General features: G+C 36.0%; 8 protein-coding genes and 2 pseudogenes. 5 read left to right on the top strand and 5 right to left on the bottom strand.

Features of this window, described 5'->3' with window-relative positions:
• Positions 1 to 109: 109 nt before the first annotated feature.
• Positions 110 to 1,431: pseudogene (locus tag AFK68_RS30755) on the top strand (AAA family ATPase); the annotation flags it as partial.
• A 1,991-nt stretch (positions 1,432 to 3,422) separates the two neighbouring features.
• Positions 3,423 to 5,624, top strand: a 2,202-nt coding sequence (locus AFK68_RS30745) for an ATP-binding protein (protein ID WP_143438461.1), incomplete at its 5' end; no start/stop codon positions are given.
• 76 nt (positions 5,625 to 5,700) lie between these two features.
• Here the strand turns inward: AFK68_RS30745 and AFK68_RS47080 are convergent.
• From AFK68_RS47080 to AFK68_RS30730, 3 genes are all read right to left on the bottom strand, one after another.
• Positions 5,701 to 5,958, bottom strand: a complete 258-nt coding sequence (locus tag AFK68_RS47080; protein WP_371357629.1) for a hypothetical protein — start codon at positions 5,956 to 5,958, stop codon at positions 5,701 to 5,703.
• 2 nt (positions 5,959 to 5,960) lie between these two features.
• Positions 5,961 to 6,860: NACHT domain-containing NTPase (locus AFK68_RS30735; protein ID WP_371357628.1), on the bottom strand; the 900-nt coding region annotated here is incomplete at its 3' end.
• Positions 6,861 to 6,877: 17 nt separating this feature from the next.
• A partial coding sequence (locus AFK68_RS30730; protein ID WP_246844563.1) for an NACHT domain-containing NTPase occupies positions 6,878 to 7,914 on the bottom strand: 1,037 nt, incomplete at its 3' end.
• A 1,262-nt stretch (positions 7,915 to 9,176) separates the two neighbouring features.
• On the opposite strand from AFK68_RS30730, the pseudogene AFK68_RS30715 reads away from it, so the two are divergent.
• Positions 9,177 to 9,542: pseudogene (locus tag AFK68_RS30715) on the top strand (hypothetical protein); the annotation flags it as partial.
• 493 nt (positions 9,543 to 10,035) lie between these two features.
• Here AFK68_RS30715 and AFK68_RS30710 read toward each other — a convergent pair.
• Positions 10,036 to 10,719, bottom strand: a complete 684-nt coding sequence (locus AFK68_RS30710; protein ID WP_094677780.1) for an ImmA/IrrE family metallo-endopeptidase — start codon at positions 10,717 to 10,719, stop codon at positions 10,036 to 10,038.
• On the bottom strand, positions 10,716 to 11,057 hold the full coding sequence (locus AFK68_RS30705) for a helix-turn-helix domain-containing protein (protein WP_094677778.1): 342 nt from the start codon (positions 11,055 to 11,057) through the stop codon (positions 10,716 to 10,718). The genes AFK68_RS30710 and AFK68_RS30705 overlap by 4 nt, the downstream gene beginning before the upstream one ends.
• 353 nt (positions 11,058 to 11,410) lie before the next feature.
• Here AFK68_RS30705 and AFK68_RS30700 point away from each other — a divergent pair, with 353 nt between their 5' ends.
• Entirely contained in the window at positions 11,411 to 11,677 is a 267-nt protein-coding gene (locus AFK68_RS30700; protein WP_094677776.1) for a hypothetical protein, read from the top strand.
• Between the two features lie 1,811 nt (positions 11,678 to 13,488).
• A complete protein-coding gene (locus AFK68_RS30685; RefSeq protein WP_246844562.1) occupies positions 13,489 to 13,878 on the top strand; it encodes a hypothetical protein in 390 nt (129 codons plus the stop codon).
• Positions 13,879 to 13,913 lie beyond the last annotated feature (35 nt).

The raw sequence follows: 13,913 nt of genomic DNA, 5'->3' as shown, positions 1-13,913 counted from the left end.
TTTTTCTTAAGAGTGTCAGGACAGATATAGCAATCCGCGCATAGGTTGCGGGTAATGAAAAAGTAAATAAAAAAGTTGAAACTCCCACCAAAACCCTTCCGAAAAGTGTAATGCTCTAGAAATTTTGTATCAAGAGCGAATTATTCATAAAGATATTAAACCCAGTAATATATTAATTAATCCCGAAACTAAACAAGTTAAATTAATTGACTTTAGTATTGCTTCCCTATTACCTAAAGAAACTCAAGAAATACAAAATCCTAACGTATTAGAAGGAACACTAGGTTATATTTCTCCCGAACAAACAGGTAGAATGAACCGAGGAATTGACTATCGGAGTGACTTCTACTCATTAGGTGTAACTTTCTATGAATTACTGAGTGGAGAATTACCTTTTAACTCAGAAGATGGCATGGAATTAGTACATTGTCATCTAGCAAAACCAGCACCCCTACTCCATAAAATTAATTCCGAAATCCCATCTGTTTTATCGAATATTGTTAACAAATTAATGGCAAAAAATGCCGAAAGTAGATATCAAAGTGCTTTGGGATTAAAATTAGATTTAGAATACTGTTTAACTCAACTTCAACAGACAGGTGAAATTCAAGAATTTGAAATTGCACAACGGGATGTGAGCGATCGCTTTCTCATTCCTGAAAAGCTTTACGGAAGGGAAAAAGAAGTTAAAACACTTCTGGAAGCTTTTGATAAAGTTGCCAATGGTGCTTCGGAACTAATGCTGGTGACTGGGTTTTCAGGTATTGGTAAAACTGCTGTTGTGAATGAAGTACATAAGCCAATTGTACAAAGACGAGGGTACTTTATTAAAGGTAAATTTGACCAATTTAATCGTAATATTCCCTTCTCTGCTTTGGTGCAAGCATTCCGTAGCTTAATAGGACAACTGCTGACTGAATTTGATAAGGAGTTAGCTAATTGGAAGAGCAAAATCCTAGAGACAGTCGGTGAAAGTGGGCAAGTGCTGATTGAGGTGATTCCTGAACTAGAACAAATCATTGGCGAGCAACCCCCTGTACCAGAGCTTTCTGGTAATGCTGCCCAAAATCGCTTTAACTTACTATTCCAAAAGTTCATTTCCGTTTTCACCACTCCATATCATCCCCTAGTGATGTTTTTGGACGATTTGCAATGGGCTGACTCTGCTTCCCTGAATCTGATGCAGCTATTGATGAGCGAGAGTAATATCGGTTATTTGTTCATCATCGGAGCTTATCGTGATAATGAAGTGTTCCCCGCTCATCCTCTGATGTTGAGTCTGGAGGAACTGAAAAAAACTGGAGCTACCCTCAATACTCTGAGTCTGACAGCGTTGAGCTTGACGGATGTGAATCAGTTGATTGCTGATACCCTCAGTTGTTCGGTGATGTCGGCAAAACCGCTGACTGAACTGGTTTACCAAACAACTCANGCGAGAGTAATATCGGTTATTTGTTCATCATCGGAGCTTATCGTGATAATGAAGTGTTCCCCGCTCATCCTCTGATGTTGAGTCTGGAGGAACTGAAAAAAACTGGAGCTACCCTCAATACTCTGAGTCTGACAGCGTTGAGCTTGACGGATGTGAATCAGTTGATTGCTGATACCCTCAGTTGTTCGGTGATGTCGGCAAAACCGCTGACTGAACTGGTTTACCAAAAAACTCAGGGCAATCCCTTTTTTACTACACAATTTCTCAAAGCCTTGCATGAGGAAGGTTATATTACCTTTGATATTCAGGTGGGGCATTGGGAGTGTGATATGGTGACAGTGCGAACTCTCACCCTGACAGAAGATGTTGTTGAATTCATGGCAACCCAATTACAGAAATTGCCAATAGAGACTCAAGATATCTTGAAATTAGCTGCCTGTATTGGCAACCAGTTTGATTTGCAAACCTTGGCAACTGTGAGCGATCGCTTGTCTACAGAAACTGCTACTGACTTGTGGAAAGCATTAAAAGAGGGATTTGTAATTCCAATTAATGAAGTTTACAAGTTTTATCAAGACTCATCATTCGGGAATCCAAAATCAGCTATATCAGGCACAACTCAAGCACAGATAACAGTTAGCTACAAGTTTCTGCACGATCGCGTCCAACAAGCGGCTTATTCTCTAATTCCAGAAGATGAAAAAAAACTCACTCATTTAAGAATTGGGAGATTGTTACTGCAAGGTAAAACCCCGGAAACTTATCAAGAAATTATCTTCTCAATTGTTAATCAACTGAACTATGGCGTTAAGCTACTCACCTCAGAGTCAGAACATTACGAACTGGCAGAACTAAATCTTGTTGCCGGACAAAAAGCTAAAACATCTGCTGCCTACGAAGCAGCATTTCGCTACTTAAATGTGGGTTTAGAATTATTACCGAGCAATAGTTGGCAGGAGCGCTACGATCTGACTCTAAATCTATTTGACTTAGCTGCTGAAGTCGCATCTCTGAATGGCAATTTTCAGGAAATGGAAGAATGGATAAACCTTGTTTTGTCTCAGGCTAAAACTGCAGTTGACAAAATAAAGGTTTATGCTGTCAAAGTGCAAGCTTATATGGCACAAATCAAAAAGCAAGAAGCTCTCGAAATTGGATTAGAAGCTCTAAGTTTAGTAGGAGTCAATTTTCCAAAATCTGTTGACTCTTCAGATATTGACAAAGCATTTGCACAAGCGAAAAAAAATATAGACGGGAGAAGCATTGAAGAATTGATAAAACTACCGTTAATGGTAGATGAAGAAAAACTGGCGACTGCAAGAATATTAGCAAGTCTATTTACACCATGCTATCAAACTGCATCACCTTTGTTACCCTTAGTGGTGTGCGAATTGATAAATTTATCAGTGCTTCATGGTACTTCTTCTTTTTCTAGCTATGGCTATACTTTTTATGGTCTTCTCTTAAACGGGCTATTTGGAGATGTAGAAGCAACATATCAATTTGGCAAATTAGGTTCCCGTTTAGTGGAAGAGTTCAATGCGCCAGAAATAAAAGCGTGTGTACTTCACATGGTAGGAGCTTGTACAGTTCATGGCAAAGCACATTTCAGAGAAACATTGCCTATTCTTACTAAGGCATACCAAAGTTGTTTAGAGAGTGGCAATTTTGAATTTGGTGGGTATGCTACCATGCACATTTCCAGCCATTCCTACTGTACGGGGCAAGAACTAACGATAGTTGAGCGAGAGATGGTAACGAGTAGCGATGCCTTGAAGCGACTAAAACAAGATGGAACATTAAAGTCTAATCAAATATTTCAACAAGCAGTCTTGAATTTAATTAATCCCTGTAAAAAGCCTTGGGAGTTGAACGGCAAAGTATATGATGAAGAAACATCATTACCGCAACTGAAAACAAATAATGATATACTTGCACTTTACTATATTTATTTCAATAAATTAATACTCAGTTGCCTATTTTCAGAACNCTAAAACAAGATGGAACATTAAAGTCTAATCAAATATTTCAACAAGCAGTCTTGAATTTAATTAATCCCTGTAAAAAGCCTTGGGAGTTGAACGGCAAAGTATATGATGAAGAAACATCATTACCGCAACTGAAAACAAATAATGATATACTTGCACTTTACTATATTTATTTCAATAAATTAATACTCAGTTGCCTATTTTCAGAACCTCAACAAGCTTATGAAAATGCTTTGCAAGTAGAATCTTATTTAGAGGGCGCTCCGGGGTTGTTGTTTACGCCTGTGTACTATTTCTATGATTCGTTGGCACATTTGGCAGTTTATTCTTCGTTAGATGGAGAACAAAAGTCTATTCTCAAGAGAGTGGAAATGAATCAGAAAAAAATGGAGCATTGGGCAACTCATGCACCAATGAACTGTCAACATAAATTTGATTTGGTTGAGGCGGAAAGGTGTCGTGTATTGAATAACAAGCTCAGTGCAGTGGATTTTTACGATCGCGCCATTGCTGGTGCCCAAGCCAACGCATTCCTCCAGGAAGAAGCCCTCGCCAATGAACTAGCAGCTAAGTTTTACCTAGACTGGGGGAAAGAACGCATTGCTCAGGAATATATGATTGAAGCGTATTATGATTATGCTCGTTGGGCAGCCAAAACCAAAACCAACGATTTAGAAAAACGCTACCCTCTACTACTGCAACCTATCCTGCAACAAGAACGACTGAACCTAAATCTAAAAGAAAGTGTTGCAACTCTGGCTCAGACTTACACTGCTAACACAACCAGCACTAATATTTCTGATGTTCTAGATTTTACCAGTTTACTCAAAGCAGCTCAATCTATTTCCAGCTCTCTGGAATTAGATACACTCATTAGTAGCATGACTCGGATTATCTTAGAAAACTCAGGTGCGAACAAAGTTGTACTAATTCTTCCCGCAGAAAATAGTTGGGAAGTTAAAGCAATTACCTGGAGCGATCGAGAGGGAATTCAAACTATGCTGACTCAGCAATGTATCTCTGATTCTCAAGATATTCCTGTAAGGATAATTCATTACGTCAAAAACACCAAAAAAACAATTGTTATAAATAATTGTCAAACAGGTATTCCTGGTTTAATCAGGCATTATATGCTCTCTCATCGCCCCCAGAGTGTATCGTGTAACCCAATTATTAATCAAGGTCATTTGGTAGGGATTATTTATTTAGAAAATAAATTGACGAGTGGGGTGTTTAATCACGATCGCCTCAGTGTGATTAAGCTCCTGTCTTCCCAAGTTGCTATTTCCCTAGAAAATGCTCAACTATATGAGCGATCGCTAAAGTATTCCGAACAGTTAACACAAGCATTTAAAGAATTACAACAAGCTCATCTTCAAGTCGTACAAAGTGAAAAAATGTCAGCACTGGGTAATTTAGTTGCTGGAGTTGCTCACGAAATTAATAATCCCGTTGGTTTTATCGGCGGTAATATTCCACTAGCGTTAGATTATATCAACGATTTATTTGAATTGCTGGATCTAATTCAAGAAAAATATCCGAAATTAGACGCAGAAGTTGAGGAGGAAATAGAAGCCATTGAACTAGATTATATCCGGGAAGATTTACCAAAGTTAGTTGATTCGATGTTGGAGGGAGTTAAGCGAATTAAAGATATTAGCAACAGTCTCAGAACTTTCTCCCGTGCTGATAAATATCATCCGGTTCTTGCCAATATTCAGGATGGTATTAATAGTACAATTATGATGCTAAAACACCGTCTCAAAGCGAACGAAAAACGCCCCGAAATAAAAGTGATTAAAAACTCTGGTAACTTGCCAGAAATTAAATGTTATGCGGGACAGTTGAATCAGGTATTTATGAATATTTTGAGTAATGCTATTGATGCTTTAGAAGAAAGTAATGAAGGAAAAACTTTTGCTGAAATTAAAGTAAATCCCAACCAAATTACTGTGACAACATCACTTGAAAATAACCAGGTAAAAATCTCAATTGCTGATAATGGTCAGGGAATAAGTGAAGAAGTTAAACAAAAGATTTTTGAGCATTTATTTACTACAAAAGCCGTGGGTAAAGGAACAGGTTTAGGGTTAGCGATCGCCCGTCAAATTATTGTCGAAAAACATGGTGGAGAAATTCTGGTTAATTCGACAGAAGGAAAAGGAACTGAATTTATAATTTTGTTGGGAATAGGGAGTAGGTAATATTATGTCGGGTTGAATAGTGATAATTAGAAGCTCTCGTAAGTTGTATCTGCTACTTGGGTTTTATATGTCACTTTTACTCTTTCCTTTTTTCAATTTCAGCGATGGGTAAAAATAGTTCGTATTCGATTTTATCGCGCACTTCATTGGCGACAAAACAATCACTCATTAAGCATTCTATTAGCAGTCCGTTAGCATCATAATATTTTTGCAGTAATTCTATTTGTTCTTCATTAAATTGCATTTCTTCTTGGGTAAGTTGCCAGTCGTGACCAATATTTCTATATGCCATCATTATAGCTCTTAATTCTTGAATCCAATTATAACCATTTATCNCACTTCATTGGCGACAAAACAATCACTCATTAAGCATTCTATTAGCAGTCCGTTAGCATCATAATATTTTTGCAGTAATTCTATTTGTTCTTCATTAAATTGCATTTCTTCTTGGGTAAGTTGCCAGTCGTGACCAATATTTCTATATGCCATCATTATAGCTCTTAATTCTTGAATCCAATTATAACCATTTATCTTCCACCACTCCTTCATATTTGGTTCGTATTGTTGGGAATCAGGTAGTTTATTTTTGAGGTGTTGAAGTGAATATTCGAGATTTGGTTCCAGGTCAAAATTTAAAATACTTTCAATATCTTTGGAAAGAACACGATAATCCCCATAATAAGCATGAGTAAACAGGCTTTGAAACTTTTTATCTAGCACAATAGAATTTTTAAAAGTATGATAATCTGCTAGTGAATAATCGTTGAGAAGGTATTCTGCTAAATCATCAAGTCCTACATACCTAAATTCTAAGAAATGATGAAAAAAATTTAAGTTTATTCTAGCTCTCATAGTATCATCAGAAGTACAGTCTTCCTCTAGTTCCAAATAAAAAATACGGATCTCAATGGCTGCGAATGGCAGCTTAATTGAACTAGCTTTTTGATGACCCCAGTTTAGAAAGCTTTGTAATATTTCATCTCGTGCTAATAAATTATCAATTTTCTCCTTCATCAATAACAAAAATTCATCAGCATTTTGCAGCATACCAGCTACTAAAAGAAATACCTCACGCCAGCGAGTCTCACTAATATGATTTACCAAATTTTTTAAACCATTGGAAGTTGCATAAAGTCCCCTTGCTGTAAAATACTCGTGAAAAGTCAAATGAGAAAAAGAATAAATACTACGCGCTCTTTCTACAAATAATCCATGCTGTGCTTCAATAGATTTCAAAACTGTTTCACTATCTNATACCAGCTACTAAAAGAAATACCTCACGCCAGCGAGTCTCACTAATATGATTTACCAAATTTTTTAAACCATTGGAAGTTGCATAAAGTCCCCTTGCTGTAAAATACTCGTGAAAAGTCAAATGAGAAAAAGAATAAATACTACGCGCTCTTTCTACAAATAATCCATGCTGTGCTTCAATAGATTTCAAAACTGTTTCACTATCTATCAACAAAGCTTCTGGATCGGTTTTAGCATCAGGTAAATTGTAAATATAAAGACTAATATTTTCCTGTAATTCTCTTTGCTTAAAAAAGTAATCACCTCGTTCAAAAGTTTTCACAGCAACTTGACTAAGCAAATCTTCTTTTCGCCTCAGAGATAACCTTTTATAAACTTGGTCTCGTTCAATTCCACGTTTAGCATCCCACTTACTTAAAAGTACACCTACTCCTCTTTCATAAAGTTCTGAACGATTTGTGGGAAAATCCAAATAATCTTCAAATTCTAAACATAAAAGAGTTAACAATAAAGGATTTGTAGCTAATTCTTTAACTGGTGGATTTTCCTCAAGTTTAGAAATAAATTTCTTACCTATATCTGGATTTTTAGATTTAAACCAATTATTAGCAAAATTGTTTATTTGCTCATCATCAAAGTCAGCTACTTCTACATCTATAAATTTATCAAAGTTATATTCCCATGCAGCAATGCGACAAGTTATGACAAATTGGTTGTTAGAATATCGAGTAGAAATATCGCGAATTTGTTTTAATACACGATTATGATCTGCTTCTCTAACTTCATCTAAACCATCTAGTAAAATTAATGCTCTGCCATTTTTGAAAATGCTATCTATTTCTAGAGCAAAAACAGTATCATCAGAAAATATTTTAGTTATATATTCTAGTAAATTAGGTTGGTTTTCTGCTTCTGCAAACTGTCTGAGAGTGATAAAAATTGGCACAAGATGTGTAAGTAAGTCTCCGTCAATACATTGAATAGCCAAATATTTTAAAAATGTAGTTTTTCCTGCTCCTGGTTTACCTAAAACCATCAGTTTTGAATAACTTTTAACAATTTCTATTCCGGGTATTCTTTCCTGACTAACTTCGCCAATTTCAAAACGTTCAAAATTTTCAGCATTGTACTTTTTCTCAAATTGAGAAATATCTTTTCCTATCCGACTCGTGATTTTTTTCAAGATATTAACGTTTGTATAAATATCATTTAAGCCGATAGGTTGAGTCATATCTAATACTTTCATAGTGCCACAGTTGTCTAAAATAATTTCTCGAATATTTAGACGTACTTTGGCTACTAAATCATTAATTTTTTCTTTTCGGCGGCTTTTTTTTCGGTTGAGANACTTTCATAGTGCCACAGTTGTCTAAAATAATTTCTCGAATATTTAGACGTACTTTGGCTACTAAATCATTAATTTTTTCTTCTAAATTATTAGATTTATGAAAATCTTGAGTCTGGGTTGTATCAGGAGATTGCCTTCTTTCTAATGCTCCTAAAAAATTATTCTTACCGACTTTTTCTCCCAATACTTTTGATAATATCTTCCAAAAAGCTGCACCTTCATTTTTAATATGCTGCTCATCATAACCACTATTGTCAGCAATTTTTCCATAAGTATGTTTTTGTAAAGAACCCTTAAAAATCAGCTCTTCAATATCCTTCAATTTTCTTTTTTCCTTTTGAAAAATCGCCTCATTGACAATTTCTAATGCTTCCTGCTCATCCATTTCTCTCTTATTTATAAAACCTACTTTTTAGTTTAACCTGACTTTTTCTTACTTAGTCAGGTGACTAAACTGCTTAACTTATCTTACCGACAAATTCTGAAATTGTCAGCAGAATAGTCTCAGAACCTAAATAAGTAGGAGATATTCAAATGTTTTCAACCACTAATTCCCATTGGGAAAATACCGACCCCTTTAACTGTCAAGGAATTATTCTTGGCAAATATCAACATCGTTATTTACTCCTCAAAACCCTACGCCAAGCTCAAGAAAAAATCATTATTGTTTGCCCTTGGTTAACCCGTCATAGTCTCGACAATAATATGATTCAAGAATTAAAAAACACCCTTAACCGCCAAGTCAAAATAGAGATTGGTTGGGGATGGCAAAAAGATATTGGTAATATAATTATTCCTGGTAATGGTTGGTGGGAATTAACACCTGCTAATACTTGGAAATATAATGCTATGTTTAAGCTACAAGAACTTAAACGACTTTACCCTAAATATTTTCAACTCAAACTAATGGGAACTCACTCTAAATATTGGGTATGTGATGATAAATTTGNCAAGTCAAAATAGAGATTGGTTGGGGATGGCAAAAAGATATTGGTAATATAATTATTCCTGGTAATGGTTGGTGGGAATTAACACCTGCTAATACTTGGAAATATAATGCTATGTTTAAGCTACAAGAACTTAAACGACTTTACCCTAAATATTTTCAACTCAAACTAATGGGAACTCACTCTAAATATTGGGTATGTGATGATAAATTTGCTGTAGTGACTAGCGCAAATATTCTCTGTTCTCAACCTGGAAAAACTAATAAATACTATGAAGAAACTGGACTATGGACGAATAATATTAACCAGATTCAAAATTTCATTCACTCTTTTACTCAAGTACCTAACTTAGCAGCAAAAAAAAATTAGCTAGGAATTGAAAAAATCTAGATACAATAAAGTCAGGTGAGTAAATATTGCTTGAGTTACCACAAGTTTGTATTACTCAATATTTGCTCANAAAACTAATAAATACTATGAAGAAACTGGACTATGGACGAATAATATTAACCAGATTCAAAATTTCATTCACTCTTTTACTCAAGTACCTAACTTAGCAGCAAAAAAAAATTAGCTAGGAATTGAAAAAATCTAGATACAATAAAGTCAGGTGAGTAAATATTGCTTGAGTTACCACAAGTTTGTATTACTCAATATTTGCTCACCATAATATCTGTTATAGCTAGAGCTATATAAAGATTTTGACACCGATAAACTAATTCATTATTGCCACTTATCCTACTAGCTCGTCTAGACTAAAATCATGGGTAAAACCTGACCTTGCTATCCCCGATAACCCATTAAAAAGGGGCATTTGGAAGGTTTTAATCTTCCATATCTTTAACAAATTGGTATTAGAACCCTATCCAAATAAATGTGTTTGCCCCTTGACTTCAGCAGCTCCCCGATAAATTGTGCGACTACCTTTAGGAATAGAAATCCAACCAAACTCTTGCAAGCGATAAGTTAAATTAGAAATACTCACACCTAACTCATCTTTGATTTTATAAAGGTTTGACCACTTAGTTAAATCTCTGCCTTGTCTTTTCTCTTCCAGAATTGACTTCGGCATCAATAAACAACCTGCAAAATATTGTGCTTGCCACTCAATAGAGTCAACTTTACTGCTACCTGCACCCCGACAAACAAAAGGTTCTTCTGACTCTTTTGGTTTTCCATAATTACCGAGATCGAGTTCCAATTGTTGAACAACTCCATCTGCTTCGTCTTGGTTAATATGTAGCACCCAATGACCAATTTCGTGAGCAAGCGTCGATTCTTGAAACCCTTGAGGTTTATCTAAAATTTCCTCATTGATTTCGATAAGTCGTTCGGTTGGTAATATTCGAGCAGCGATCGCTCCTTCTGCATCAGGCGGAATATAATCCCAAACTACTCCCAAATCCAAAAAATCAGCTACTAACGAAGCATCAAAAGGCCATTTGGGAGCAAAATTTCCGGTTTTGTGCATTCGCCTGAGCAGATCGTTTGCCCTATGCTCAATCGAGTCTTTGCGATAAAAGCTATAGGGTTTCAGGATACTCATACTTCATTCTCCCTTGCCGCTTGAGATATTTTTTGAGCGAACTCTGGAGATTCTCGTATTCGTCTAAACAATGCAACCATCTCTTGGGGGTTCTCCTTGAGAATTTCCTCGTACTGGTGAGGAATTCTACCAGCAAGGAAAATTAATTCCTCTGGGTTCAAATTGAGATGCTTCGCTAGTCCACGAATGACTTCTTCTTTTGGCGCATAGTCAGCGCGATCGTTTTCTAGCTTGGACAAATAAGTGAAGTCCACTCCTAGGTGCTTGGCCAATTCCCTTTGAGAGTATCCTTTGTCCTTGCGGGCCTTTCTAATTAGCTTTCCAAAACTTTTTGCCACGTCTTTTTACCTCCTGGTAAGTATTTTAGACTACTTTGACGAAAATTTCAACTTTACCCTTGACGATTAAATCAACGAGCGCTACAATAAATTTAGTTGATAAAAAAATCAATCAAAAACACACTACTGGTAAGGTTGAACAGTCAGTCAATTCAAATGATGATCTATATATAGTGTCATGCTCAAATTGGCTAATTGTAAATAGGACTTACACAAACCAACCAAGAAACCGGGTTTATTGCCCTGATTATTGTTTAAACCAAGAAATTTCGTTGATAAACCCGGTTTCTGCGTAAGTCCTAGTCAATTTACCCTTAGTGTTCACAAGCATAGTCCACCTGGAGGATACCATCATGCTAAGAACCTGGACAGACACCCACTACAAACTAGAAGACGAAGACTGGCTGTATATTGCCACCCATGAAGAACAGAGTTCTGCCTCTCTTGTTTGCCCAGGATACGCCAGGGATGGAGAAGGTTTCAGCATTCATTTTACTCCTGCTCACATAGAAATGTTAGAGCATTTACTGGGAGCATTGCGAATTATTAAAGCTCAGGAAGAAGCAACCACAGATTACAAATATCCAGAACCTGCAAAATTGTCACATTTAATTAATTAGGGAGTAGGCAGTGTGGGGAGCAAACCTTGTAGGGTGCGTTAGACGGCTAAAATTTAGACTGTGCAAGCTATTTAACAATCCGTCGTAACGCACCATTTTAGATGTTTCAGTCTAGTAGTGGATTGTTTAATCTTAAATGGTGCAATAGGAAATCTACCAGAGATTGCTTCACTATCGTTCGCAATGACAATTCTAACGCACTATTTTAGCTGAAACAGTCCAGTAGTCTATTGTAATTATTCTGCTCAAGGGAACAGTGGGAGCATCTTGCTCCCTTGCTAGTGGTTGTTTATCCCCATCTCCCATTACTACGCACGACTACCCATTAGACTCATCGAAAATTAATCTCAAATCTTTGTCATTCAAGTAGCTCAAAGGTAAGCATTCAACTATGAGTTAATAACTCATTGTCACACCAAAATAGGTTTGACATTATACACCTTAAAAAGCTGATAGCTGATAGCTGACTGCTGAATGCTACTGATTAGAAATAAATCAAATTAAAAGGAAACAAAAAAATGTCTAACAGTAATACAAAAGCAAAAATTAATGTTTTTGGAGCCAAACCAAAACAAGCCTTATTAGTACCAGAAATTCCTATAGCAGTTCGTAATAATTGTCAATCAGGACAATGGGTAATTGGAGACACAGATTACGGCTCTAAAGTATCAATGACAATCCTCAAATTCAGCAAATTTTTTGGCAATTTAGGTCAAACAACTAATACTTTATGGGGTCAACTTTGGTTTGTCGCTGAGTCAGGAGAATTACCTCAAGGAGTGTTGATGGTGACCTATATTAAAAGTCGTTCATTGAATGATTTTAATCGTTTAATTGCCTCAGTTCAAGCCAATGGAGTTGAACCAGCAACAGGAATTTTTATTCCTGAATTTGTCAAGCATAGCGGTCAAAAGCCAGATGAAAATGGTGTGGTAAAACCTATTAATTATTACAGTTTAAAATGGCGTTGGCAAGAACGCACAGATTGGTCAATTATTCATCAAGCAGCAGCNAAGTCGTTCATTGAATGATTTTAATCGTTTAATTGCCTCAGTTCAAGCCAATGGAGTTGAACCAGCAACAGGAATTTTTATTCCTGAATTTGTCAAGCATAGCGGTCAAAAGCCAGATGAAAATGGTGTGGTAAAACCTATTAATTATTACAGTTTAAAATGGCGTTGGCAAGAACGCACAGATTGGTCAATTATTCATCAAGCAGCAGCAGTGCTTTCTGAGGAAACCAATCTCTCAAAAATGATTGACTTAGAAGGAACCAGAAAAATGGTTTGTTTAGATAATTTATCTCCCCATGAAATTGCTAATTTGATGGCTGCTCATACTAATAGTAGTTCTGATAGTTCAGTGCTGAGTTTGAATGCGAGTAATGATACAGCTTTACCATCTGGAAATGAGACTGTAGTTACTGCATTATCTTCATAAAAATGTAGAGACGTAATATTAACTANTTGACTTAGAAGGAACCAGAAAAATGGTTTGTTTAGATAATTTATCTCCCCATGAAATTGCTAATTTGATGGCTGCTCATACTAATAGTAGTTCTGATAGTTCAGTGCTGAGTTTGAATGCGAGTAATGATACAGCTTTACCATCTGGAAATGAGACTGTAGTTACTGCATTATCTTCATAAAAATGTAGAGACGTAATATTAACTACGCACCCAAACAAGAAACCGGGTTTATTACCTTGTTGTTTAAATCAGAAAATTTTGTCGATAAACCCGGTTTCTGCTTAAGTCCTAATATTACGTCTTTCTTAATTAGAAAAACATCTGAAAACTCAAAGCAAAACAAATGAGTAAAATCGCTAAATTCACGATTCATCACGGTGCAAAAACACCACAAAAGCAACAGTGGGAAGATAATTTGCGAGGAAAAATAGAAGTAAAGCATCAAATTCGAGCTGATACTATTAATGACTTGGAAAATTTTAGTCAAGATTTACAACATATTAGTTTAGTTGTTGAATCTATTCACAAGAATTACCAGGCATTACTAACAGAAAATCATCATTTAAAATCGACTCTTTTACAGTTAGTAGATGATTGTTATTGTTGGAAAGGTAATCGTTGTGAAAAATGCCAGAAAATTCTCAAATCATTAGCTCCAGAAACAGCTAAGAAAAAAATTAATATTACCCAAGAATATAAAGCTATTTTGACACAACTTCGGAAATTAGGTTAAGCAGGAAGTGTGGGGAGAGTGGGAGGTGTGGGAAG

It is taken from the genome of Hydrocoleum sp. CS-953, assembly GCF_002260545.1.
GTDB lineage: Bacteria > Cyanobacteriota > Cyanobacteriia > Cyanobacteriales > Microcoleaceae > Trichodesmium.
The sequence above is the reverse complement of the archived record's forward strand: the minus strand, read 5'-3'. Positions and strand labels throughout refer to the sequence as shown.